This window comes from Pantoea sp. X-Soil-YNGN-785 (assembly GCF_059730585.1).
The window spans coordinates 2,019,647-2,044,362 of the sequence record NZ_AP035942.1 but is presented as its reverse complement, the minus strand read 5'-3'; the positions used below and the strand labels follow the sequence as shown (position 1 = coordinate 2,044,362).

Genomic DNA, 24,716 nt, shown 5'->3' with positions numbered 1-24,716 from the left:
CACTATGCAAAGCATTCTTTCTTCCGGGTTTGTTAAGGGAATGGTCAAAGCGACCAGCGACATGTGGCTGAAGGGCTGGGACGAACGTAACGGCGGTAACGTCAGCCTCCGTCTGCTGGAGGAGGAGGTGAAACCCTTTGCCGCCGATTTCTATAAGGAACCGCGCTGCATTGAGCTGACCCAGCCTGCGCCAGCGCTGGCAAACGACTGGTTTCTGGTGACCGGATCAGGAAAATTCATGCGTAACGTCCAGCTCGATCCGGCGGATTGTCTGGCGCTGCTACAGGTCGATGACAAGGGACTTTCCTATAAAATTCACTGGGGCCTGTCGAATGGCGGTTTGCCGACCTCTGAGCTGGCATCACACTTTCAGTCTCATGCGGTACGTAAAGCCGTCAGCAAAGGCGCAGATCGGGTGATTATGCACTGCCATGCGACCAACTTTATGGCTCTGAGCTACGTGGTTGAGATGGACTCTGCCCGCTTTACCCGTTTGCTGTGGGAAGGTAGTACCGAATGTCTGGTGGTCTTCCCGGATGGCGTGGGTGTGCTGCCATGGATGGTTCCTGGCACCGATGAAATCGGCACGGCGACTGCCGGACAGATGCAGTCTCACACTCTGGTGATGTGGCCATTCCACGGCGTCTTTGGCACAGGCCCGACACTCGATGAAACCTTTGGTCTGATTGATACGGCGGAAAAATCGTCAGAAGTGATCGTCAAAGTGCTGTCGATGGGCGGTATTCGCCAGAGCATCACCACCGAACAGCTGATCGCGCTGGGTGAGCGCTTTGGCGTCAAGCCGTGGCAACCGGCGCTGGATGTGGGCCCAGCCAATGCTGCGTAAAGCCTTTGTGATGCAGGTGAATGCCGACTGTCATGCAGAGTATGAACGTCGTCACTCCCCAATCTGGCCTGAACTGGCTGAGACGCTGAAGGCACATGGCGCGCACAACTATGCTATCTGGCTGGACGCAGAGCGGAATCTGCTGTTCGCCAGCGTTGAGATTGAATCTGAAGCACGCTGGGAAGCGGTGGCAAAAACGGAGGTGTGTCAGCGCTGGTGGGCGTCAATGAAAGATCTCATGCCGTCTAATGCAGATAACAGTCCTGTCAGTCAGCCGTTAAAACCGGTGTTTTTCCTGAACTAGATGAAGAAAAGGGCGGCAATGCCGCCCTGTTTTTCTAGCCTCTGGCCTGACACAAGCCGGTCAGCGTTGGCCACATGGCCATCAGCGTATCAATAATACCCTCAAGATCGTCACGCTCTGCGCCTTCACGGGCCCGTACCGACATACCCTGCAACATACAACCCAGATAACGTGATAGCGCAGGAATATTCACTGCTGCACTCAGTTCGCCACGCTGCTGGCGCGCCAGCAGAAAATCACTCAGCACATGCTCCTGCGACTGATGCTGCTGTTGCAGCATGGCGGCAATCTCTGCCGAAGCCGCCGACAGGGCTGTTGAGGTACAGATAAAGAAGCATCCGCCGGGAGAGTCGCGTTCGGTAAAACAGGCCGCAGTAGAGCGGAAATAGGCCTCAATGGCCCGATCCACCGGTAACTGATCATCGCCTAATGCTGCTTCACGCCATGCGCTGAACTTCTCTACATAACGCCCCATCGCTGCGCGAAACAATCCCTCTTTATTCACAAACTCTGCGTAGAGGGTTGGCGCTTTTGCGCCAGTGGCGGCAACCAGATCGGCGAGAGAGGTTCCCTCGTAACCGTGTGTCCAGAACAGGGTCAGAGCTTTATCGAGCGCAGCTTCGCGATCGAACACTTTGGGTCGGCCGCGGCATTTCTTTACATCGCAATCCTGAACCTGACTCATACACCCTCACAGACAGTAAAACATCCTATTAAATTACCGATCATTATAAAAATGTGCAAGGCCCACTGGAAATGTCAGCCGCAAGCGTTGTCATTTTGTGCGCCAGCGCATTTTTACCGCCCCTATGGTTAAGTCATAAAAGGGGCGGAAGCCCATAATCACGCCACTTCGCGAATAAAATAACGTTCATTAAATAAATATTGACGACGAACCAGATCGGGGTCTATTATTTAGTTAACGGTCGTTAACTAAATAGCGACAACCCAATTCAGTCACACCGAATTCAAATACCGGACAGAGAGAATATTATGAAAACCATCAAAACCACCCTGGCAGCACTGGCGCTTACTACCCTGGCTTTTGGCGCATCTGCCGCTGATCTCGTCACCAGCGAACCGGCTAATCAGCAGCCCGTTGGCACCATCTCAGTACTGGGTGGCACCAACCTGAGTTCTGTTGAAGCACAGCTGAGTGCCAAAGCGGATGAAGCCGGTGCGAAATCATTCCGCATCACTTCAACCAGCGGTCAGAACAAACTGCACGGCACGGCTGTGATCTATCAGTAACAGGCAGTTCATCAGATAATGTGAGAAGGGGTTCGTTATGAAACGTATCAATATGATGGTGGCGGCGGCGGTGCTAAGTGGCCTCTCCTTTGCCAGCGTGGCGGCCCAACAGGTGAGCAGCACCCCGTTGGATCAGCAAAAAATCGGTGTCATCAGCGCAACGGGCAGTACGAATCTGACCTCGCTGGAGCAGCAATTGTCAGAGAAGGCCAGCGATGTCGGCGCAAAGTCTTTCCGCATCACTTCGACCTCTGGCAGCAACAACCTGCATGGCACAGCCATTCTTTATAAGTAACAGGCGCTATAAATAATCATAAACAGGCTTCAGATAAACCCACTTATCTGAAGCCTTTTTTATTTGGTACGGCGCTGATTATCCGTTGCTGCGTAACTGCGGATAGCGTCGGAAAATATAAACACACCACAGCAATGCCACCAGACCAATCATCCCGCCGACGTTCCCCACTTCCGCCATGCTCAGATGGAGACTGACCTGATTACCCAGCAGCGCGCCCGCGCCAATACCAATATTGTAGATGCCGGACATCAGGGACATCGCGACATCCGTGGCATCCGGTGCCAGCGAGAGCACCCGCACCTGCATACCCAGCCCGATCATCATCATCGCCACTCCCCAGACAACGCACAGCGTGGAGATAGCGGCAGGGCGAACGGCGGCAAAAATCAGCAGGCCCATGCAAAGGGTGATCAGCGCAATGGCGGCAATCAGCAGGGCGGAAGGAAATTTGTTACCCAGCGTACTGAAGAGCAGGCTGCCGACAATGCCCGCTGAACCAAACAGCAGCAGCAGCAGGGTTGTGAAATTGCCGCTGGAGTGGGCGACGGTCTGCATAAATGGCTCGATATAGCTGTAGGCGGTGTAATGCGCGGTCACCACCAGCGTCACCAGCAGGTACATGCTGACCAGCGCCGGACGGCGAAACAGCATCGGCACACTGCTCAGCGAGCCGGTATGCTCACTCGGCAGGCGCGGCAGAATACGTACCAGCATGATCATCAGCACCAGCGCCGACAGACCAATCGCGCCGAAAGTGGTGCGCCAGCCAAGATACTGACCCACCACGCGGCCAATCGGCACGCCCAGCACCATCGCCAGCGCGGTACCGGTCGCCAGCATACTCAGCGCCTGGGTTTTCTTACCCGCCGGGGCAACACGAATCGCCAGCGAGGCGGTGATCGACCAGAACACCGCATGAGACAGAGCGATGCCGACGCGCGACACCATCAGCGACCGGAAATCCCAGGCGACGGTTGAAAGCACGTGGCTGACGATAAATATCAGGAACAGCACGCCCAGCAGCAGCCGTCGCTCAATATTGCGGGTCAGCAGCATCAGCGGCAGTGAAAGCAGCGCGACGACCCAGGCGTAGATGGTCAGCATGATCCCGACATCAGCCGTCTGCATTGAAAAGTCAGCAGCGATATCAGATAACAGGCCAACCGGCACGAACTCGGTGGTATTGAAGACAAATGCGGCGATGGCCAGCAATACCACGCGTAGCCAGGCAGTTTTACGTGAAACAGTTGTTGGTTGCATGAGGAGTCAAGTCAGTCAGTACAGCGAAATCGGATGTGGCAGAAACATCCAGCGAAAGTGACCTGCGTCACAAATTACTGACCATTGTAGTGAATAAAGCGGGAAGCGAAACCTTATAAATGCCTTTTATTGCTGATTTTTTATTATCGCCCTGTGACAGGGCGATAGCCTGAGGTTATCGAGGGCGAAGCGGTGCAGACATCATTCAGAGCAGGGGTTTGCCCTCAGGCAGAATGTCATTGAACAGCACAGCGGAAAGCGTTTTACCTCCGTGCTGTCCAGTCGATTAACGCGATGGTGGAGTATGTTTCAGGGCCACGCTGAGCTGACTGGCCTGCGGGTCGCTGTGATTAAGCGGACAGCAGTTTTCGCAGCCGATGGCGCCCGCATAATATTTTTTTGCCTGCAGAATAGCGGCGTTCACATGATAAAAACTGCCCAGAAACAGTCGGTTATTCATGTCGGGAAGATGGGGGCAGCCCGCGGCATGAACAACATGATTATCGTTATATCCCGATTGTTTATTAACGTAATAGTAGAGAGCCACAGGCGTTCCTTGTTGCCGTGTTAAAAGGCAAAGCAGATGAATTATTACAATAAAAAGGATTATAGCGGGAAAAGCACGTTTTGTTTGTTATGGATCTGAAGGGAATGTTCAGCGTGACAAGCAGCCAGACCCGCCGGAGAGGTCGGGGCCTGGCATGAGAAAAATCAGTCAGAGTCTTTTACTATGCAGACGCCAGGCAACCAGCAGCGCCAGGATTAACAGGACGCTGATAAACAGCGTGATTCCACTCCAGCCGAAATTATGCCAGAACAGACCGCCCAGCGTGCCCGCCACGCTGGAACCCACATAGTAGCTGAACAGATAGAGCGACGAAGCCTGCCCACGCGCCCGGCGTGCACGGGGACCAATCCAGCCGCTGGCGACCGCATGGGCGGCAAAAAAGCCGGCGGTGAACAGCATCATTCCGGGCAGAATCAGCCAGAGCGAGTCGAAGGCAGTGACCAGCAGACCCAGCAGCATGATGGCTGTCGCGCCCAGCATCACCGGCCCGCGTCCCAGGCGGCTGGTCAGCGCACCGGCTTTAGGTGAACTCCAGGAGCCGGTGAGATAGACCACCGACAACAGACCCACCACGGCCTGGCTGAGATGCCAGGGCGCATCCAGTAAACGGTAGCCGATATAGTTAAACAGGGTGACAAAGGCACCCATCAGCAGAAAACCTTCGGCAAACAGCCAGGGCAGGCCCGGATCGCGCCAGTGCAGCCGGAAGTTAATCAGCAGATTGCGCGGGCGCAGCGTAATAGGGCGGAAATGACGCGATGCAGGCAGGATTTTCCAGAACATCAGTGCTGAAGCCAGCGAAAAACAGCCAATCACCGCCACGGCGATGCGCCAGGATAAGAGGTCGGTCAGGACACCGCTTAACAGACGCCCGCTCATCCCGCCAATGGAGTTACCGCTGATATATAACCCCATCGAAAAGGCGACGACCCGCGCATCCATCTCCTCGCTCAGATAGGTCATACCGACCGCCGCAACACCGCTGAGCGACAGTCCCATCAGCGCCCGCATAATCAGAATGCCGTGCCAGCTGGTCATGGTGGCGGAGATCAGCGTGCAAATGGCCGCCAGCATCAGAGCGGTCACCATCACCGATTTTCGCCCGATGGCATCTGAGAGCGGCCCGGTCACCAGCAGGCCCAGCGCCATCAGGCCGGTAGAGATTGAGAGCGACAGACTGCTGGTCGCCGGAGAAACACCAAACTGCTGTGACAGCACCGGCAGAATAGGCTGCACACAGTAGAGCAGGGCAAAGGTCGCCAGCCCGGCAGAGAAAAGCGCCAGCGTGACGCGCATAAAAGCGGGTGTTCCCCGCCGGATATAACCTGCTGCGGCAACGGACGCCTGCGGTTCAGTCACCGCTTTCTCATCCACTGTTGCCTGTATTGAGCGACTCACACATCTTCCTCTTAGTCAGAAAACCTGTCGTCAGCTTAGGAAAGCGGCATTATGCTGTCTAATATATTAATAATCTCAAATAAGACGTTTAAAATATGAATATCGAACTGCGTCATTTGCGCTACTTCATTGCGGTGGCGGAAGAGTTCCATTTCGGGCGGGCGGCCCGGCGTCTGAATATTTCCCAGCCGCCGCTCAGTCAGCAGATTATTCAGCTGGAAGCGGAGACCGGCGCAAGGCTGTTCAATCGCACCAACCGCAGCGTGCAGCTTACCGCTGCCGGACAGCAACTGCTGAGTGATGCCCGCACGATAATCCTGCAGGTTGAGCAGGCCGCCGATCGTGCTGCCCGGCTGCATCGTGGTGAAGAGGGAGAGCTGCGTATCGGCTTTACCTCGTCGGCACCCTTTACCGCTGTCGTTTCTGATGCGCTCTTCCGGTTCCGACAGCGCTGGCCACAGGTGCATATTCAGATGCAGGAGATTAATACCCGCCAGCAGCTGGCCCCGTTACATGACGGACGGCTCGACCTCGGCGTGATGCGCAACACGCCGCTGCCCGCCGACCTGCGTCATCAGCTGCTGCTGAGCGAGCCGCTCTATGCCGTGGTCCACAAGGCGCATCCGCTGGCTGAGGCTGAAAAGATCTCTGTGACGGCGCTGGCGGCTGAACCCTTTGTCTTTTTCGATCCTCAGGGCGGAACCGCGCTCTATAGCGACATTCTGGCACTGCTGCACCGCTACCACATCAAGCCTTACATTACTCAGGAAGTCGGTGAAGCGATGACCATCCTGGGGCTGGTGGCAACCGGTTTAGGCGTTTCCATTCTGCCCGCCTCTTTTCGCCGGGCGCGGCTGGCCGATCTGGTCTGGCTGCCGTTAACGGAAGAGGATGCGATTTCAGAACTCTGGCTGGTCTGGTCAGCCGGACGCGAAATAAATGCACAGATGGAGAATATGATGACGTTGCTGCGGGAAAACCGGGTCTGAAGCGAGCGCGACACAGCATCAATCTGTGCGATAAATCACATTTCTAATCAAATATTTGACGCTGTCGCCTGATCTGCCTCACCATGGCGCATGTTTATTTAGAAGCGCGAAAATAACCGGGAGCAGGGTTGTGAATCCGGACAGTCAACCTGGCCACATTGACCAGATCAAGCAGACCAATGCAGGTGTCGTATATCGATTAATTGACCGTTACGGTCCCATTTCGCGTATCGAACTTTCCCGCCGTGCTCAGCTTGCTCCGGCCAGCATAACCAAAATTGTGCGTGAGATGCTGGATGCGCATCTGGTGCAGGAGACCGAGTTTCAGGATCCCGGCAGCCGTGGCCGTCCGGCGATTGGCCTGATACTGGATACCGACGCCTGGCACTATCTGGCGATTCGTCTGCATCGCGGTGCCATGACCTTTACGCTGCGCGATCTCAGCAGCCGTGAGCTGGCAGAAGAGCGTCTCCCGCTGCCCGATGAATCTGCTCAGCCCTTACTGACCTCGTTGATTGAACAGGTCGATGCTTTCTTTATTCGCCATCAGAAGAAGCTGGAACGTCTCACGGCCATCGCCATTACGCTGCCGGGGTTGATCAACGCTGCGTCAGGCGTGGTGCATCGGCTGCCGGGTTATCAGGTACGCGATATGCCGCTGGGCGATGCGCTGGCGGCGCGAACCGGCTTGCCGGTGTTTGTACAGCATGACATTTCAGCCTGGACGCTGGCGGAGTCGCTGTTTGGTGCTTCGCGCGGTGCCCAGGATGTGATTCAGATTGTGATTGATGAAACTGTGGGAGCTGGCGTCATCAGTGGCGGTCAGCTGCTGCATAAGAGCGGTCGGGCGCTGGTCGAGATTGGCCATACTCAGATTGACCCTTATGGCCAGCAGTGTTACTGCGGGAATCATGGTTGTCTGGAGACGGTAGCCAGCACTGGCAGTTTACTGGCGCTGGCGGCGCAGCGACTGCCTGCCCAGCCTGACAGCCTGCTCAATAACCAGCCGCTGACGCTTCAGTCACTGTGTGCGGCCGCGCAGTCGGGCGATCGTCTGGCGCGTGACACCATTGCCAGCGTCGGGCATCACGTTGGGCGGATCCTGGCAATGATGGTTAATATCTTCAATCCACAACATATTCTTATCGGTTCTCCTCTCAATGCCGCCGCTGATGTGCTGTTTCCCGCGGTAAGCAACACTATTCTGCAGCAGTCACTGCCTGCCTACAGCGCCGGCATTCAGCTGGCACCCACTGAATTCAGCGAGCCTGGAACGCTGGGCGGTGCCGCGTTGATCAAAGACGCACTCTACAACGGGCACCTGTTAGTGAAACTGTTGCAAGGTTAAGCAGACCTGAACTTGCGCTAACGCAATCCATTCTCATCCTTCATTCCTTAAAATGCCGTTTCGCAGCAAGGTTAATCACCGATTAACCGCAACGGTTCGAGAGGAGAAGTTGTGTGAATAGATTATTTGTTACCGGCACCGACACCGCAGTGGGCAAAACGGTGGTGTCCCGCGCGCTGTTACAAAGTTTTATCCAGACCGGACAAAAGGCTGTGGGCTACAAGCCCGTCGCGCGCTGTGCCATTAGAACCGCTGATGGCCTGCGTAACAAAGATGCACAGGTTCTGCAAAGTTCGTCATCTATCGACTTACCCTATCTGGCGATCAATCCGCTGGCTTTCCAGGAAGAGGAGATCTGCACACATCCGGGGCAGATTATCGATTACGGATTGCTGACCCGGGGATTAACCAGCCTGACGCAGCAGGCCGATCGCGTGGTTATTGAGGGCACAGGCGGCTGGCGCAGCCTGATGAATGACGGACGTCCACTCTCCTGCTGGGTCGTTGAGCAGCAGCTTCCAGTGGTGCTGGTGGTCGGCATCCAGTCGGGTTGTATCAGTCATGCTCTGCTGACGGCAGAGGCGATAGCGCGGGATGGACTGCCACTGGTGGGCTGGGTTGCGAATCGCATCAATCCGGGACTGGCACAATACAGCGACATTATTGAAGTGCTGCAGGAAAAAATTGCTGCGCCACTGCTGGGCGAACTGCCTTATCTGCCACGCGCTGAACAGCGCGATCTCACGTCCTGGGTCGATATTTCACTGCTGGAAAAGGATGCTTTGCACGCTGTGAGTGCAAAGATCGCCTGATTATGAAACAAAACAAATCAACTGAGTCCGGGGTGAGCCTAAAGTTTCAGGCTCATCCCGGGCTGTCTGCAACTATTTCTGTTTAAATTTGAAAGACCTGGATCGACTGTCGCGAAACCCTGACGTCATGGCGCAGAAAATGCATTAACTCCGCTTATCACACAGAGCCGGAGCACCACCATGTCGCATTCGCACGAGAAAGGTTTGTTATATGGGCTTGAAGCCCGCATTGGCCCCGTCCCGGCGTTCTTCGCCGCGCTGCAACATCTGCTGGCCAGCGTGGTGGGCATTATCACACCACCGCTGATTATTGGCTCGGTTCTGGGATTGCAGGCCTATATTCCTTATCTGATTAGCATGTCGCTGTTCGTCTCCGGTTTAGGCACGTTTATGCAGGCCCGACGTTTTTATGGCGTTGGCGCGGGCATGATCTGTCTGCAGGGAACCAGTTTTGCATTTCTGGGGGTGATTCTCTCCGGTGGCCTGATGGTAAAAGGGCGTGGCGGCTCGCCGGAAGAGATTATGGCGATGCTGTTTGGCTGCAATCTGGTCGCGGCGCTGATCCCGGTTCTGATTAGTCGCTGCGTCGGCACGCTGCGCAAAGTGCTGACGCCGGTGGTGACCGGTACGGTCATTACCCTGATAGGCATCAGCCTGATTAAAGTCAGCATTACAGACTGGGCGGGTGGTCACAACGCCACAGATTTTGGCTCACCGGGGAATCTGGCGCTGGGCGCACTGACGCTGCTGGTGATCGTGGCGCTGAACCGCTCACGTAACCGCTGGGCGCGACTGGTGGCGGTGGTGGCTGGCATTGCGGTGGGATGTATTGCAGCAGCCTTAACTGGTCATCTGCAACTCAGGGCCGCGCCGGAGAGCAGCTGGCTGGTGCTGCCTGCTTTCTTCCGGTTTGGTTTCGCCTTTGACTGGACCATTTTTCTGCCGATTGCGCTGGTGTCTGTGATTGCGGTGATTGAAGCGGTCGGGGATCTCACCGCTAACTGCCTGATTTCACAACAGCCGATTACCGGCAAACCTTTTCAGCAGCGGTTGCAGGGCGGCATTGTTGCCGATGGCCTGAGCTGCGTGCTGGCCGCGGTCTTTTCTGCCTTTCCTAACACCACGTTTGCGCAGAACAATGGCGTGATCCAGATGACCGGCGTTGCCAGTCGTTATGTCGGTATGCTGCTGGGGATTATGCTGGCGCTGCTGGGGCTCTTTCCCTATGTCGGGTCGCTGTTGCAGCAGATCCCGCCGCCCGTGCTGGGCGGGGCGACAGTGGTGATGTTTGGCAGTGTAGTCGCTGCCGGTATCCGGGTGATGACGCAGACACCGCTGGGCCGCCGCGAGATGCTGATTGTCGCGATCTCATTTGGGATTGGACTGGGTGTGGAAGCCGTGCCGGAGGTACTGAAGCAGTTCCCGCCGCTGATTAACAATTTATTTGGTCACGCGGTGACGACCGGCGGCATTCTGGCGATTGTGCTCAATCTGGTGCTGCCAGATGAGGCACCTGCGGTGGACGAGGTTGAAGCGGAAACGCTGACTGGAAGTTAAAAGCAGATAATCAGGAAGTTTAGAAACACAGAAGGATCAATGTATTTCTTACAGACAACACAGAAATTAAAGCGATGGAAGCATACGCGTGTAGCAAAGCATCGCGGGCCAGGGATGGTCCGCGCTGAGCCCGCCAGGGATGGCGGGTTTTGCGTCTTTGCGGAGGGCGTATGCTCCCTGAGCCATTACCTGAAACACCAGAAAGAATGGTCCGATGCAGCCAGTAAACTGATTCGCTTTAAGAGCGAGCCTGCTCAGGGAACAGGGTCAGATCGGAAAGTCGCAAAAGCCGCCATCCCTGGCACGCTCGGCCCGCGCGATTACGCACCTCATCCATGAGGTGCGCCCGTAACCGGGCCAACGCTTCGCGTTGTTCAAAAACGCTCCCGGCGTTTTTGTCCATGCCGCGGGACGCTTTTCTCTTATGACCCAGTTCCCTGCGCATTAAGCTTTTGTATTGCTGTCAGTTTCACCCAGATTAGGGTTTCTCTGCGATTAAAAGGGCCATGGCGGCCCTTTCGTCTGACTGGACTATGGATTCAGACGACGACGGGTTCGACCCGAGCTGAGGTAATCCGCGATATAATCCTGCGAAATCTCCCCGCTGTAGCGACCCTCTTCATCGACAATCGGCATCCAGACCGTGTTGTGCTCGTAGAGTTTCGACAACACCACTCGCAGGTTCTCTTCGGCTTTACCCGTGACCTTAAAGGTGTGCAGCTTCTCTTCACAACGGCCGCTGACGTTACGTGCTTCACGACGCTTCACGAAGCCCAGCGGTTTGCCATCCTCATCGACCACGGTAATCGACCGCATATCGTTCTCATCCATAGTGCCAAAGGCTTCTTCCAGCGGCGTCGAGCGGCGCACAGTAATGGTCGGCTGCTGATCGGTTACGTCGCCCGCCTGCACCAGTAACAGGCGCTTAAGGGTGCGGTCCTGACCGACAAACGAGCCGACAAACTCATTGGCCGGGGTAGCCAGCAACTCATCCGGGCTGGCGCACTGCACGATTTTACCCTGACCAAATACCGCGATGCGATCGCCGAGCTTCAGCGCCTCATCAATGTCGTGGCTCACCAGCATTACGGTTTTCTTAAGCTGACGCTGCATATCGAGAAACTCGTTCTGAATCACTTCACGGTTAATTGGGTCGACAGCACCGAACGGCTCATCCATCAGCAATACCGGTGGATCCGCAGCCAGCGCACGAATCACGCCGATACGCTGCTGCTGACCGCCGGACATCTCACGCGGATAGCGGTGCAGGAACTTTTTAGGGTCCAGCGCAACCATGCTCATTAATTCTGTAGCGCGCTCATGACACTGCTTCTTATTCCAGCCCAGCATGCGCGGCACGACGGTAATGTTCTCCTCGATGGTCATGTTGGGAAACAGACCAATCTGCTGGATCACATAGCCAATGTTGCGGCGCAGGGTGGTTGTGTCCTGCGTACTGGTGTCTTCGCCATTAATCAGGATCCGGCCACTGGTGGCCGGAATAAGGCGGTTAATCATCTTCAGCGTGGTGGTTTTACCGCAGCCCGATGGACCCAGCAGCACGCACATCTCACCGGCTGGCACATGCAGGCTGACGTTATCGACGGCTTTATTGGTGGTGCCGTTTTTCTGAGTAAAGGTTTTCGTCAGGTTTTCCAGCGTAATCATTATCGAATCCCCTTTGGAGTCAGCGCCTGCTGCAAACGGTGCAGCAGCCAGTCAAGAAAAATAGCCAGCAGACAAATCATCAATGCGCCAGCAATTAGCATACGAATATCACTGCCGCTGATACCATCCAGCAGCAGCTGGCCCAGACCGCCCGCGCCAATCACGGCGGCAATCGCCATCACGCCAACGTTCATCACCACGGCGGTTCGGATGCCGCCGAAAATCACCGGCAGCGCCATCGGGATTTCAACCCAGCGCAGACGCTGCCAGAAGGTCATGCCGATGCCGCGACCGGCCTCACGCAAACCGTCCGGCAGATTCTCCAGCGCGGTATGCGTGTTGCGGACAATCGGCAGCAGCGAGTAGAGAAACACGGCGGTAATCGCTGGCAGCGCGCCGATGCCCTGACCGATCAGCGAAAACAGCGGGATCATCAGACCAAACAGCGCAATAGTCGGAATGGTCAGTACTACGGTGGCAATACCGAGAATCGGTGTAGCCAGCCATCTGACGCGCACGATCAGAATGCCCAGCGGCACGCCAATCACAATGGCCAGACCGACCGCAACCAGCACCAGCCAGCTGTGCTGCCAGCTCAGGGTGAGCAGAGTGCTCCAGTTATCCATGATGTAGTGAAGGGTATCCACAGTGCCTCCTTACAGCATGTTTTTGGATTGAAGGAAATCACGTGCCACTTTTTCCGGTGACTCATGGTCGATATCGACCCGCTTGTTCAGCTCGGTAATCGCCTCATTGGTGATCTGTGCAGAGAGCTGATTAAGGGCACTATCCAGCCCTGGATGGCTCGCCAGCACATCCTGACGTACGACCGGCGTCACGTTATAGCTTGGGAAGAAGTGTTTATCATCCTCCAGCACTTTCAGATTAAAGCCTTTAACCCGGCCATCGGTGGTGTAGATCAGACCGGCATCCACGAATTCGTCACGAATAGCGTTATAAACCAGACCCGGGTCCATCTGACGGATCTGCGGGCGATCCAGCGCCAGGTTGTAAGTCTTCTGTAGCGGTTTCAGGCCGTCTGAACGCCCCGCGAACTCCAGGTCCAGCCCCAGCCGCCAGTTGTGGTCCGGGTCAGACTGACGAACCTGTTCCACTTTCGCGACCAGTTGTGACATCGTATTGATGCCCTCTTTTTTGGCCCGCTCCTGAGTCATGGCAAAGGCGTAGGTGTTGTTCATCGGCGCCGGGTTCAGCCAGACCAGTCCCAGTTTTCCGTCCAGCTGTTTCACCGTCTCATACGCCTGCTGTGAAGACATCGGCTGGCTGATGTGGTTAAAGATAATCAGTGACGTACCGGTATACTCCCAGACCATATCAATCTGTTTATTCAGCAGCGCGTTACGGCCAATGGTGGTGGCGATATTGCGTTTAGGGACCACCTCAAAACCTTTCTTTTGCAGCCAGAGTACCGTCATGGCTGACAGGATATGCTGCTCGGTAAAACTCTTGGTTGCCATTACCAGCGGGGCAGCCGCCTGTGCCGTCTGGCTGAGCAGCAGCGTCGCGGTCAGCGCGACAGCGCTTTTCTTAATCCACTTCGTTAGCATTGCAAAGCTCCTTGTGGTCAGGCCGCAGCGTGCGGACTCAGAAAGCGGCCCAGCGCGGCCAGCATCATATCCAGAACCAGTGCCACCAACGCAGTCGCAACGGCACCCAGAATCAGGGTCGGGAAGTCATTCAGATAGATACCCGGGAAGATCAGCTCGCCAAAACTGCTGGCACCAATCAGGAAGGCCAGTGGCGCGGTGCCAACGTTGATAGCGGTGGCGATACGCACGCCAGAGAGGATCACCGGCATCGCGTTGGGCAGCTCAACCTGACGCAGACGTTGCCATTTGGTCATGCCGATGCCGTTGGCGGCCTCAATCAGCGACGGAGGAACCGCGCTCAGACCCGAGAAGGTATTGCGGACGATGGGCAGCAGCGACGCCAGAAACAGCGCAATCAGCGCCGGACGGTCGCCAATGCCGATAATAACCATCGCCAGTGCCAGCACCGCGAGCGGTGGCAGGGTGTTACCGACATTGAAAATCTGCATCACATACTCGGCCCAGCGACGCGCAAACGGGCGACTAAGCAGGATGCCGCTGGGAATACCGACCAGCAGGGCGAACAGCATTGACCAGAAAACTAAGAAAAGATGTTGTTGCCCGAGATAAAGCAGATCGACTTTACGTGCGACCAGCTGATCCCAGCCTAAGCCCCAGATCAGCACCGCGATCACCGCGACCACTGCAAGCAGTGCCAGACCGGCGCGTCGGGCCAGTGAAGCATTTTGCATAGGAGAATCTCCCTGATAACGATCTCAATTGTTATAACAACCATAAACAGCCCGACAGGTACGGCAAAAACTGCCGCCGCGCCCAATACCGAAACTGCGATAAAATGTAGATAAAATGACTGTTTATCCACTCTTTTTCAGTGAATACCGAATAAGATGGTGTAATGCTATAGCAGGCCTTTTTTGTACAAGCCAGCTTTTAAGCCCGAAATCAGGCAGATAGAAACAGGTTAAAAGCGTGATAAAGCCGCGTAGCCGCTGGGCTAATGCGACAATAAAAAAAATTCATCGACTTTATGTTACACCGTCACAGATGGCGCAGAAAATGCGCACGCGTGGGAAACTGCACTGGCTGTTTTTCAGCTAGCCTTGCAGATTAAAAAAGGAACCCTATGACTGACAGCGCACAACTCCGGACCGGACATCGCCACTGGATCTTACTCGCCTGCATGCTGGCGATGTTTATGGCGGCCATTGAAGTCACGATTGTGGCCACCGCGATGCCGACAATCATTGCAGACCTTGGCGGCTTTTCGCAGTTTGGCTGGGTCTTCTCCATCTATCTGCTGACGCAGGCGGTCAGCGTGCCGCTCTATGGGCGGCTGGCGGATATGGTGGGGCGCAAAACGATGTTTTTTGTCGGCACCTCGATTTTCCTGGTGGGATCGATGCTTTGTGGCTTTGCCCATACCATGACCTGGCTGATTCTTTTCCGGGCCTTTCAGGGCCTTGGCGCGGGTGCCATCATGCCACTCAGCTCCACCATCGTGGCCGACATCTACTCGCCGCGTGAACGCGCCAGCGTGCAGGGCTGGCTCTCCAGTGTCTGGGGTGTGGCGGCGATCGTGGGGCCGCTGACCGGCGCCTGGCTGGTGCAGCACTTTAGCTGGTCGGTGATTTTCTGGGTCAATCTGCCGATTGGCCTGATCAGTATGCTGATGCTGGCGCGCTGGTTACCGGCGCATCAGAAAGAGGAGTTATCGCAGCCGCTGAACCTGGCGGGCAGTAGCTGGCTGATGCTTTGCGTGACGGCCCTGTTGATTGCACTGTTGCAGGCGGAACAGCTGGGCCTCTGGCTGGTGCCGTTCCTGCTTTTCTCTCTGTTCGCGGGCTGGCAGCTCAAGCGTCACGAGCAGCGTGCTGCGGCACCGTTGTTTCCGCTGGTGATCTGGCGCAGCCGGCTAATTGTGGCAGGCAATGCGGGTAACCTGATTATCGGGGCGGCGATGATGGGCATCAGCGCGTTTCTGCCCACCTGGATTCAGGGGATCAGCGGCGGCTCACCGTTACAGGCGGGCAGTGTGCTGGCAATGATGTCGATTGGCTGGCCGCTGGCCAGCACGCTGAGTGGCAGATTGATGCTGCACACCTCCTACCGCTTTACTGCCCAGCTCGGCGCGCTGCTGCTGGTCGCCGGCAGCGCCCTGTTGCTGTTCCTGCAGCCCGCCAGCTCCCTCTATCAGGCGGGCTTCACGGCGTTTTTGATCGGCACCGGCATGGGGATGACCAGCACCACCTTCCTGGTCTCTGTGCAGAACCAGGCGGATTACCAGATCCGGGGCATCTGTACCGCCTCTATTATGTTCAGCCGGATGATGGGTTCGGCGGTAGGGACGGCGATTATGGGGGCGGTGCTGAATCTTAATCTGCAGTGGCGTCTGCCACAGGTGCAGGATCCGGTGCAGCAGATTATGTCCGAGCCCAGCCGCCAGCAGTTACAGCCGGAAAACCTGCAGCAGATGGTCGCAGCGATAGCCGCATCCCTGCATTGGGTATTCGTGGTAGCCCTGGTGATTGCTCTGTTTGCGGTGGGAGTGGCATGGATGATGCCGCGTCAGCGGCCGGAACAGGCGGAATAACGGGCAGGGCGACAGGATATCGCCCTGGTTTGGTGCTCACTACTGTGCTGGCGCGTCCTGAGAACTGCCGGCACTGGCTGGGACGCTGGCTTCATCGTCACGGCCTGTACGCTTGTAAACAATCTTTTGTGTGTCGTTTTCACAATGTCCAACGACCTGACCGCCCGCCTGATCGACCTGATCGTTGGCAACGATATCGAGACTAAAACCCGATTCAGGTACGCCGTTCTGAATAATCTTCTGGCTGATATCGGCTTTTACCGATTCGCAGGATGCCTGCGCCATCAGCGGCAGAGCAAATAACGCCGCGCTTAACAAAACCCTCTGTAGCTTCATCACGTCTTCCTTATGTTAGTCGTCCGTCATTACTATAGCTCAAATTTACGGCGCTACCGGGCGACCTGAACGGCGGTCCAGACAACGCAGGGTGTTAGGTTCCCAGTACGCGTTGAGATTGAGGCTCTGCTCGCACTTGTCGCGGGTATCAAAGGCGCGATCGGTTTTATCAAACTCTTTTTCGACGCGGGTGTTCACTTTGTTGCGCAGCATACGCGTGTCATTCCATTGCTCTTTGTCCTGACGCGCTGCTTCATTGCTCAGCGCAGAACTGCCATCTTCAATGATCAGACGATTAGTATTCGCAGTGGCAGTCAACGCCGTTGTGGAGAGCAGCACCATCAGCACGGCAGGGATCATTTTTTTCATCACAATTTCCTTTAGTTAACGCAAACATCGCCATCCGGGACGGCTGTTGCAGCGAGTACTCATAGTATATCATCGCCGTTTCTTTGCTCACCAGGGGTGAGTCGTTTGTTTACGTTCAGGAGAGGTAAGAGTGCTGATTAAGACCGCCTTGCTTTTTTTTATTACCGCGCTGGCGGAGATCACCGGCTGCTTTCTGCCGTGGCTATGGCTTAAAAAAGGGGGATCGGCGTGGCTGTTACTGCCCGCCGCGGCGAGTCTGGCGCTGTTTGTCTGGCTGCTGACGCTGCATCCTGCCGCCAGTGGACGGGTCTATGCCGCTTATGGCGGTGTCTATGTGCTGACCGCACTGCTCTGGTTACGGGTGGTGGATGGCGTGAAGTTAAGTGCGTGGGACTGGAGCGGTGCATTGATTGCCTTCAGCGGCATGCTGATCATCGTGCTGGGCTGGGGACGCGGCTAGCGCCAGCCGTGATGGCTGGCGCGGCAGAGGCTTAGGGCTTATGCACTTTCAGGCCCGCCAGCGTCTGGCTGACCGGCATCATTTCCAGGCTATTGATATTGACATGCTTAGGCAGTGTGGCGACCCACCAGACCGCTTCAGTCACATCTTCCGGCGTCAGAGCGGTAGCGCCCTCATAGACCTGACCGGCTTTGTCATCATCGCCTTTAAAGCGCACGTTGGAAAATTCGGTACCACCAACCAGACCCGGCTCAATGTCGGTCACACGCAGCGCGGTGCCGTGCAGATCGGTACGCAGGTTCAGGCTGAACTGACGCACAAAGGCTTTGGTCGCTCCGTAAACGTTGCCCCCGGCATACGGCCAGCTGCCGGCAATGGAACCGATATTGATGATATGACCCACATCCCGCTCCACCATCTGTGGCAGCAGGGCGCGGGTCATATAGACCAGCCCCTTAGTGTTGGTGTCGATCATATTTTCCCAGTCTTCGACGTTAGCCTTGTGCGCAGGCTCAATGCCCAGCGCCAGACCGGCGTTGTTAACCAGTACGTCAATATTGCGCCATTCTGCCGGTAACTGTGCCACCGCCTCTTCAATAACGGCACGGTTACGCACATCCAGCTGCACGGTATAGAGGCTGTCGCCCAGCTCATCCTTCAGCGCTTTCAGACGTTCCGCGCGGCGTCCGGTGGCGATCACTTTATGACCGTTCTCAATAAAGCGGCGGGTGATGCTTTCACCAAAACCAGCGGTCGCGCCGGTGACAAAAATAATCATCTCACTGTTCCTTATGCCATTTTCAGAGTCGATGGCTTCACCATAGCATTTCATTTCTGCTTCTGCGCGTGGAAAAGCAGACTGGCCTGTAAACGGATTTTAACGGGTATCCCACTGCGCCTTTTCAGAGCAGCCTGCACCGTAAAAGGGCGGATTGTCGGGTTGCAGGCCATACTCAGGTTAACCTGTCTGCGCGATATCGCATCGCAACCGTTTGCATCGGCTCCGCAAACGGTTGCGACGCTGCCGGAGGCCACTTTTGTTGCGCAACACCCTGTTATTTTTATTAATATACTGATATTTAAGGTTTTTATTGGATTCCAGATCTGGCACGCAGGTTGCAGGGTTTTTAATAGAGATTCCTCTGCAGATAATCAATCGCGCTTTCAGAAAGGACATACCATGCTATCAGCAACCGATACGGCGATACGCGCCAGCTTCTTTGACTTCACTGGCGTGGTGAATCATCCCGACGATTTGACCGGAAAGGCTCGCTATCTGGAGGATGGGGTGCTGCTGCTGCGTGACGGACACGTAATTGGGCTGGATAGCTGGGAGAACAGCGAGGCGAAGCTGGCAGGTCATCCCGTGACCGATATGCGTGGCAAGCTGATTGTGCCGGGCTTTGTCGATACCCATATTCACTATCCGCAGACGGAGATGATTGGTGCCTTTGGCGAACAGCTGCTGGAGTGGCTGAATCACTACACTTTCCCGGTTGAAGCGCAGTATCACTGCCCGGATCACGCGGCAAAGATGTCCGCCTTTTTCCTGCATCAGCTGCTCTCCAACGGCACCACCAGCGCGCTGGTGTTTGGCACCGTACATCCGCAATCCGTCGACGCGCTGTTCAGCGCCGCCGAAGCCCTGAACATGCGGCTGATTGCCGGCAAAGTGATGATGGATCGCAATGCGCCCGACAATCTCATCGAAACCCCGGAACAGAGCTACCAGCAGACGCGGGCGCTGATTGAGCGCTGGCACAAACGTGGACGGCTGAATTATGCGCTGACGCCGCGCTTTGCGCCGACCTCATCCCCGCAGCTGCTGGAAAAAGTGCAGCAGCTGCGTCAGGCGTTCCCGGATACCTGGCTGCACACCCATCTCAGCGAAAACCCGCAGGAGGTTGCCTGGGTGAAAGAACTGTTCCCGGAGCGCGAGGGTTATCTGGATGTTTATCATCATCACGAGCTGACCGGTCGCCGCAGCGTCTTTGCGCACTGCCTGCATCTGGAAGATAAAGAGTGGCAGTGTCTGCACGACACCGATTCTTCTATTGCCTTCTGTCCCACCTCAAATCTGTTCCTCGGCAGCGGCCTGTTTAACATCAAACGCAGCTGGCAGCAGGGCGTGATAGTCGGTATTGGCACCGATGTCGGCGCAGGCACCACTTTTAATATGCTGCAGACACTGGGCGAAGCCTACAAGGTGGGCCAGCTGCAGCACTACCGGCTCAGCGCCGCCGAAGCCTTTTATCACGCCACGCTGGGCGGGGCGCGTGCGCTGGATCTCGACCATGAAATCGGTAATTTCAGCGTCGGCAAAGAGGCGGACTTTGTGGTGCTCGATCCGGCAGTCTCTGCGCTGCAGCAACTCCGCATCGGCAACAGCAAAGATATCTGGGAAAAGCTGTTCGTATTAATGACGCTGGGCGACGACCGCAACATTGCCCAGACCTGGGTCGGCGGTCGTCCGGTCTGGCAGCGCGATGCACAGGAGCAAGCCGCATGATCCAGTTTCTGTTAAACAATCAGCTGGTCAGCGAAGACGCGCTCGACCCGAATCTCACCGTGCTTAACTATCTGCGCACCCGTCAGCATCGGCCTGGCACCAAAGAGGGCTGTGCCTCCGGCGACTGCGGTGCCTGTAGCGTCACGCTGGGCAAAGCTGTTGAGGGAGAGATGCAGTATGAAACGGTCAACAGCTGCCTGACGCTGGTCTCCGCCTTACAGGGCAAGCAGCTGATCACGGTTGAGGATCTGCGTCACGGTCGCGCACTGCATCCGGCGCAGCAGGCGATGGTTGACTGCCACGGTTCACAATGCGGGTTCTGTACGCCAGGCTTTGTGATGTCGCTGTTCAGCCTGCAAAAAAAAGCAGCGGGCTGGGATCGGCATCAGGCGGAAACCGCGCTGGCGGGCAACCTCTGCCGCTGCACCGGCTACCGGCCAATCATGGCAGCCGCAGAACAGCTCTGCTCGCAGCCGGTCAATGATCAGTTCGATCACAGTGCTGCCAGCACCGTACAGCGGCTCGAGGCGCTGGCCACCCCGGAAATGCAGGAAATAGGCGATAAGGGGCATCGCTGCTTTCTGCCCAAAACCCCGTCCCAGCTGGCGGCAATCTATCAGGCGCATCCCGACGCGAAGCTGATTGCCGGTGGCACCGATCTCAGCCTGCAGATCACCCAGCAGCATAAAAAAATTCCGCTGCTGATTGCGCTGGAGCAGGTTGCCGCGCTCAAAGTCTGCAGCGAATTTAATGACCACTACCTGTTGGGTGCGGGCGCCTCGCTGCAGCAGGTCAGCGAGTTTCTTGCCAGCCGCATTCCCGGCGTCAGCGAGATGCTGCAGCGTTTTGCTTCGCTGCAAATCCGCCTGCAGGGGACACTCGGCGGCAACATTGGTAACGCCTCTCCGATAGGCGACGCCTCGCCGGTGCTGCTGGCCCTCAATGCCAGCTTGCTGCTGCAATGCGGAGAGCAGCAGCGCAGCCTGCCGCTTGACCAGTTCTTTACCGGCTATCGCCAGACGCAGCTGGAAAAAGGGGAGTTTATCCGCGCCATTCGTATCGATAAAGTGACGGTGTCACCTGATTTTGTGGCATGGAAAGTCTCGAAGCGGCTGGATGATGATATCTCTGCCGTGTTCGCTGCCTTTAACCTGCAATTGGAACAGGGCATTGTCAGTTCCGCCCGTATCGCCTTTGGCGGCATGGCAGCCACACCGCAGCGCGCCCGGCACTGTGAAGCGGCACTGGTCGGTCAGCCGCTGAATGCCGTGACGGTGTCACGGGCAGCCGCCGCGCTGGCTGAAGATTTCCAGCCGCTTTCTGATTTTCGCGCCAGCAGTGACTACCGCCTTCAGGTGGCACGCAATCTGCTTCGCCGCTACTGGCATCGCCATAACGGCGAAATAACCTGTCTTGAGGTCTCCCGCTATGTCTCATAACCGTCCTGAACTCAACGAAGAGGTGATTAAGGCGCAGTATGCCGCGGATTTACAGAGCGGCGTGGGTCGCAATCACCGTCATGAGAGCGCGGAAAAACATGTCTCCGGCGAGGCGCGTTTTATCGACGACAAGCCGGAACTGCCGGGTCTGCTGCACCTCTGTCCGCGCCTGAGTGAACATGCACATGCGCGCATCCTGCACATAGATGTGCAGCCCTGTTATGCCGTGCCTGGCGTTGTCAGCGTCTTAACCTGGCAGGATGTGCCGGGCATTAATGATGTTGGCCCGCTCGAGCCGGGCGATCCGCTGCTGGCCCATAACAAGGTGGAGTATCTGGGGCAGATCGTGATCGCTGTGGCGGCGGAATCGCCGGACGCTGCACGTCTTGGCGCAGCCGCGGCGGTGATTGAGTATGAGGTGCTGGAACCGCTGCTGGATGTGGAGCAGGCGCTGGCGCAGGGCAGCTTTGTGCAGGAACCGCACATCCATCAGCGCGGTGACGTTGACGCGGCACTGGCGCGTGCGCCGCATCGGGTCAGCGGATCGTTTCATATCGGCGGGCAGGAGCATTTCTATCTGGAAACCCAGACGGCGATGGTCGTTCCTGGCGAAGATCAGCAGTTGCAGGTTTTCTCCTCGACTCAGAACCCCACTGAAGTGCAGAAGCTGGTGGCGGAAGTGATGGGCATCAGCCTGAATCAGGTAACAATAGATATGCGTCGGATGGGCGGTGGATTTGGTGGCAAAGAGACGCAGGCAGCCGGTGTCGCCTGTCTCTGTGCCATCGTGGCGCGTCAGACTGGCCGGGCGGCGAAGATGCGGCTCTCACGCCGCGACGATATGCGCGTCACCGGAAAACGCCATCCGTTCTTTGTGCGCTACGACGCGGGCGTGGAAGAGGACGGGCGTCTGTGCGGCATCAAAATCGATCTGGCCGGTAACTGCGGCTATTCGCTGGATCTGAGCGGATCCATCGTCGATCGTGCCATGTTCCACGCCGATAACGCCTATTATCTCGGCGATGCGCGGGTAACCGGCTACCGCTGCCGCACCAACACGGCCTCTAACACTGCCTATCGCGGTTTTGGCGGGCCGCAGGGCATGGTGGCGATTGAACAGATCATGGATCATATCGCCCGAGACCGTGGACTGGATCCGCTGGCGCTGCGCAAGCGCAACTATTACGGCAAGCAGGATCGCAACATCACCCATTACCACCAGCAGGTAGAGGACAACCTGCTGGATGAGATCACTGAACAGCTGGAGCTGAGCAGCGACTATCAGGCGCGCCGCGCGGAAATCACAGCGTTTAACGCCCGCAGTCCGCTGCTGAAACGCGGTCTGGCGCTGACGCCGGTGAAATTTGGCATCTCCTTTACCTCCAGCTTCCTCAATCAGGCGGGCGCGCTGATCCTGATCTACACCGATGGCACGGTGCAGCTTAACCACGGCGGCACCGAAATGGGTCAGGGCCTCAACACCAAGGTGATTCAGATTGTCGCCGAAGTGCTGCAGATTGAGACCGATAAAATCCAGATCACCCCCACCGACACCGGCAAAGTGCCCAACACCTCGCCGACGGCGGCCTCCAGCGGCGCTGATCTGAACGGTAAAGCGGCGCAGAATGCCGCGGAAATCCTGCGCGACCGCATGACCGCCATGCTCTGTAAGTTGCATCAGTGCGATGCGGCGGCGGTGAGCTTCCGTAACGGCGTGGTGCGCGCTGGCGAAAAGCATTACACCTTTGCCGAGGTAGCGAAGCTGGCCTGGCTCAATCAGGTGCCGCTCTCCGCCACCGGCTACTACCGCGTGCCGGGCATACATTATGACCGGCTGGCCGGGCGCGGCACGCCGTTCTATTACTACGCATTTGGGGCTGCCTGCTGCGAGGTGGTGATCGATACCTTAACCGGCGAATCCCGCCTGCTGCGTGCCGATATCCTGCATGACGTCGGGGCGTCGCTGAACCCGGCTATCGACATCGGCCAGGTTGAAGGGGGCTTTGTCCAGGGCGTAGGCTGGCTCACCTGCGAAGAGCTGGTGTGGAGTGACAAAGGACAACTGCTGACCGATGGTCCGGCGAGCTATAAAATTCCAGCCATCAGCGATGTCCCGGCTGATCTGCGGGTGACGCTGGTGGAGAACCGCAAAAATCCCAAAGACACGGTGTTCCACTCCAAGGCCGTGGGCGAACCGCCGTTTATGTTAGGAATAGCCGCCTGGTGCGCGCTGCAGGATGCGGTCGCCAGCGTTAACGATTACCGTCAGCACCCGGGGCTGGATGCGCCTGCTACGCCGGAGCGGATCTTCTGGGGCGTACAGCGCCTGACGGGAGCCATTGATGATCTATCATGACTGGATCGGCGTGCTGCATCAGCTGCGTGAAAAACGCCAGAGCTGCGTATTAATTACCGTGCTCAGTGAGCATGGTTCAGTGCCGCGTGACAGCGGCAGCAAAATGGTTGTCACGCAGCAGGAGAGCTTTCTCACGATCGGGGGCGGTCATCTGGAGTTTGCGTGCATCGCTCAGGCCAGAGCGATGCTGCAAAGTGAAGCCACTGCGCCACACACCGAGGATTACAGTCTCGGTGCGCGGCTCGGACAGTGCTGTGGCGGCAAAACCACGCTGCTGTTTGAGCCGCTGCTACAGGCGCAGCCGGAAATTTATCTGTTTGGCGCGGGCCACGTCGGGCAGGCCCTGGTGAATCTGTTGGCTACGTTACCCTGTCACATAAACTGGATCGACAGTCGTCCGGATCAGTTCAGCCACGTTCCGGCTGGCGTGGTCACACTGCAGCCGGACGACCCGCTCGACTGTGTGGCCCAGGCGCCTGAGGGCAGCTACTTCATCATTATGACCCATCATCATCCGCTCGACTTTGAACTGTGCGAAGCGGTGCTGAAACGCGGCGACTTTCGCTATGCCGGCGTCATCGGTTCAGCGACGAAAAATCAGCGTTTCCGCTACCGGCTGGCGGGCAAGGGTGTGGCCAGCGAGCCGCTGGCGCGCCTGCGCTGTCCGATTGGCCTGCCGGACGTTAAAGGCAAGCTGCCCGCCGAGATTGCGGTGGCCATTGCCGGTGAAATCATCAGCGTGTATCAGCAGCAAATCGCCTGAGTTGCGCTTTCGCGGCAACCTGT

At 56.8% G+C, this 24,716-nt stretch carries 25 protein-coding genes; 14 read left to right on the top strand and 11 right to left on the bottom strand.

What is annotated here, in order from left to right:
• The first annotated feature begins 4 nt into the window (after positions 1-4).
• Positions 5-847, top strand: coding sequence for a rhamnulose-1-phosphate aldolase (rhaD, locus tag AC6I8E_RS09530; RefSeq protein ID WP_418162110.1), 843 nt, complete (start codon positions 5-7; stop codon positions 845-847).
• Positions 837-1,151, top strand: coding sequence for an L-rhamnose mutarotase (gene rhaM, locus AC6I8E_RS09525; protein WP_041456867.1), 315 nt, complete (start codon positions 837-839; stop codon positions 1,149-1,151). The genes rhaD and rhaM overlap by 11 nt, the downstream gene beginning before the upstream one ends.
• Before the next feature lie 34 nt (positions 1,152-1,185).
• On the opposite strand, the gene AC6I8E_RS09520 is transcribed toward rhaM, so the two are convergent.
• Positions 1,186-1,836, bottom strand: coding sequence for a TetR/AcrR family transcriptional regulator (locus AC6I8E_RS09520; protein ID WP_147789204.1), 651 nt, complete (start codon positions 1,834-1,836; stop codon positions 1,186-1,188).
• Positions 1,837-2,144: 308 nt separating this feature from the next.
• On the opposite strand from AC6I8E_RS09520, the gene bhsA (AC6I8E_RS09515) reads away from it, so the two are divergent.
• Both bhsA (AC6I8E_RS09515) and bhsA (AC6I8E_RS09510) read left to right on the top strand, forming a co-directional pair.
• Positions 2,145-2,402 carry a multiple stress resistance protein BhsA gene (bhsA, locus tag AC6I8E_RS09515; protein ID WP_013357919.1) on the top strand — a complete coding sequence of 86 codons (258 nt, stop codon included), beginning with the start codon at positions 2,145-2,147 and terminating at the stop codon, positions 2,400-2,402.
• Positions 2,403-2,439: 37 nt separating this feature from the next.
• Positions 2,440-2,697 carry a multiple stress resistance protein BhsA gene (bhsA, locus tag AC6I8E_RS09510; RefSeq protein ID WP_013357918.1) on the top strand — a complete coding sequence of 86 codons (258 nt, stop codon included), beginning with the start codon at positions 2,440-2,442 and terminating at the stop codon, positions 2,695-2,697.
• 78 nt (positions 2,698-2,775) lie between these two features.
• Here the strand turns inward: bhsA (AC6I8E_RS09510) and AC6I8E_RS09505 are convergent, their stop codons facing one another.
• From AC6I8E_RS09505 to ynfM, 3 genes are all read right to left on the bottom strand, one after another.
• Positions 2,776-3,960 carry a sugar transporter gene (locus AC6I8E_RS09505; protein ID WP_013357917.1) on the bottom strand — a complete coding sequence of 395 codons (1,185 nt, stop codon included), beginning with the start codon at positions 3,958-3,960 and terminating at the stop codon, positions 2,776-2,778.
• Between the two features lie 286 nt (positions 3,961-4,246).
• Positions 4,247-4,507: a hypothetical protein gene (locus AC6I8E_RS09500; RefSeq protein ID WP_095707169.1), complete on the bottom strand. Its 261-nt coding sequence runs from the start codon at positions 4,505-4,507 to the stop codon at positions 4,247-4,249.
• Between the two features lie 168 nt (positions 4,508-4,675).
• Positions 4,676-5,926: a multidrug efflux MFS transporter YnfM/SxtP(Kp) gene (gene ynfM, locus AC6I8E_RS09495; RefSeq protein ID WP_195858075.1), complete on the bottom strand. Its 1,251-nt coding sequence runs from the start codon at positions 5,924-5,926 to the stop codon at positions 4,676-4,678.
• Between the two features lie 95 nt (positions 5,927-6,021).
• Between ynfM and AC6I8E_RS09490 the strand changes: the two genes are divergently transcribed.
• The 4 genes from AC6I8E_RS09490 to AC6I8E_RS09475 all read left to right on the top strand — a co-directional run bounded on the left by AC6I8E_RS09490 (position 6,022) and on the right by AC6I8E_RS09475 (position 10,632).
• Positions 6,022-6,915 (top strand): LysR family transcriptional regulator, encoded by an 894-nt coding sequence (locus AC6I8E_RS09490; protein ID WP_497823919.1) that lies wholly within the window; start codon positions 6,022-6,024, stop codon positions 6,913-6,915.
• A gap of 130 nt (positions 6,916-7,045) precedes the next feature.
• A complete protein-coding gene (gene mlc, locus AC6I8E_RS09485; protein WP_013357913.1) occupies positions 7,046-8,263 on the top strand; it encodes a sugar metabolism global transcriptional regulator Mlc in 1,218 nt (405 codons plus the stop codon).
• Positions 8,264-8,376: 113 nt separating this feature from the next.
• Positions 8,377-9,075, top strand: a complete 699-nt coding sequence (bioD, locus tag AC6I8E_RS09480) for a dethiobiotin synthase (RefSeq protein WP_497823918.1) — start codon at positions 8,377-8,379, stop codon at positions 9,073-9,075.
• A gap of 180 nt (positions 9,076-9,255) precedes the next feature.
• The gene (locus AC6I8E_RS09475) at positions 9,256-10,632 is read left to right on the top strand and encodes a nucleobase:cation symporter-2 family protein (protein WP_033783148.1); all 1,377 of its coding nucleotides are present in this window, start codon (positions 9,256-9,258) and stop codon (positions 10,630-10,632) included.
• Positions 10,633-11,163: 531 nt separating this feature from the next.
• Here the strand turns inward: AC6I8E_RS09475 and osmV are convergent.
• From osmV to AC6I8E_RS09455, 4 genes are read right to left on the bottom strand one after another with little or no spacing between them, the layout of a single operon-like run.
• A complete protein-coding gene (osmV, locus tag AC6I8E_RS09470; RefSeq protein WP_013357910.1) occupies positions 11,164-12,300 on the bottom strand; it encodes an osmoprotectant ABC transporter ATP-binding protein OsmV in 1,137 nt (378 codons plus the stop codon).
• The gene (gene osmW, locus AC6I8E_RS09465; RefSeq protein WP_010244802.1) at positions 12,300-12,947 is read right to left on the bottom strand and encodes an osmoprotectant ABC transporter permease OsmW; all 648 of its coding nucleotides are present in this window, start codon (positions 12,945-12,947) and stop codon (positions 12,300-12,302) included. The genes osmV and osmW overlap by 1 nt, the downstream gene beginning before the upstream one ends.
• A 9-nt stretch (positions 12,948-12,956) precedes the next feature.
• The gene (locus AC6I8E_RS09460; protein WP_013357909.1) at positions 12,957-13,868 is read right to left on the bottom strand and encodes a glycine betaine ABC transporter substrate-binding protein; all 912 of its coding nucleotides are present in this window, start codon (positions 13,866-13,868) and stop codon (positions 12,957-12,959) included.
• Positions 13,869-13,885: 17 nt separating this feature from the next.
• Positions 13,886-14,602: an ABC transporter permease gene (locus tag AC6I8E_RS09455; protein WP_013357908.1), complete on the bottom strand. Its 717-nt coding sequence runs from the start codon at positions 14,600-14,602 to the stop codon at positions 13,886-13,888.
• Between the two features lie 392 nt (positions 14,603-14,994).
• Here AC6I8E_RS09455 and AC6I8E_RS09450 point away from each other — a divergent pair, with 392 nt between their 5' ends.
• Positions 14,995-16,461, top strand: coding sequence for an MDR family MFS transporter (locus AC6I8E_RS09450; protein ID WP_497823917.1), 1,467 nt, complete (start codon positions 14,995-14,997; stop codon positions 16,459-16,461).
• A 39-nt stretch (positions 16,462-16,500) separates the two neighbouring features.
• On the opposite strand, the gene AC6I8E_RS09445 is transcribed toward AC6I8E_RS09450, so the two are convergent.
• On the bottom strand, positions 16,501-16,797 hold the full coding sequence (locus AC6I8E_RS09445) for a DUF1161 domain-containing protein (RefSeq protein WP_013357905.1): 297 nt from the start codon (positions 16,795-16,797) through the stop codon (positions 16,501-16,503).
• A 45-nt stretch (positions 16,798-16,842) separates the two neighbouring features.
• Positions 16,843-17,166: a DUF1283 family protein gene (locus AC6I8E_RS09440; protein ID WP_497823916.1), complete on the bottom strand. Its 324-nt coding sequence runs from the start codon at positions 17,164-17,166 to the stop codon at positions 16,843-16,845.
• A 133-nt stretch (positions 17,167-17,299) separates the two neighbouring features.
• On the opposite strand from AC6I8E_RS09440, the gene AC6I8E_RS09435 reads away from it, so the two are divergent.
• Positions 17,300-17,626, top strand: coding sequence for a YnfA family protein (locus AC6I8E_RS09435; protein WP_041457218.1), 327 nt, complete (start codon positions 17,300-17,302; stop codon positions 17,624-17,626).
• Between the two features lie 31 nt (positions 17,627-17,657).
• Here AC6I8E_RS09435 and ydfG read toward each other — a convergent pair whose 3' ends face one another.
• Positions 17,658-18,404 (bottom strand): bifunctional NADP-dependent 3-hydroxy acid dehydrogenase/3-hydroxypropionate dehydrogenase YdfG, encoded by a 747-nt coding sequence (gene ydfG / locus AC6I8E_RS09430; RefSeq protein WP_497823915.1) that lies wholly within the window; start codon positions 18,402-18,404, stop codon positions 17,658-17,660.
• Between the two features lie 402 nt (positions 18,405-18,806).
• Here ydfG and guaD point away from each other — a divergent pair, with 402 nt between their 5' ends.
• Genes guaD through xdhC form a run of 4 tightly spaced genes read left to right on the top strand, consistent with a single transcriptional unit; the run spans position 18,807 to position 24,693 of the window.
• Positions 18,807-20,135, top strand: coding sequence for a guanine deaminase (gene guaD / locus AC6I8E_RS09425; RefSeq protein ID WP_497823914.1), 1,329 nt, complete (start codon positions 18,807-18,809; stop codon positions 20,133-20,135).
• On the top strand, positions 20,132-21,574 hold the full coding sequence (gene xdhA, locus AC6I8E_RS09420; protein ID WP_497823913.1) for a xanthine dehydrogenase small subunit: 1,443 nt from the start codon (positions 20,132-20,134) through the stop codon (positions 21,572-21,574). Before guaD ends, xdhA begins: the two co-directional genes overlap by 4 nt.
• Positions 21,564-23,930, top strand: coding sequence for a xanthine dehydrogenase molybdopterin binding subunit (xdhB, locus tag AC6I8E_RS09415; RefSeq protein WP_497823912.1), 2,367 nt, complete (start codon positions 21,564-21,566; stop codon positions 23,928-23,930). The genes xdhA and xdhB overlap by 11 nt, the downstream gene beginning before the upstream one ends.
• The gene (gene xdhC, locus AC6I8E_RS09410) at positions 23,917-24,693 is read left to right on the top strand and encodes a xanthine dehydrogenase accessory protein XdhC (RefSeq protein WP_497823911.1); all 777 of its coding nucleotides are present in this window, start codon (positions 23,917-23,919) and stop codon (positions 24,691-24,693) included. The genes xdhB and xdhC overlap by 14 nt, the downstream gene beginning before the upstream one ends.
• The last annotated feature ends 23 nt before the right edge of the window (positions 24,694-24,716 follow it).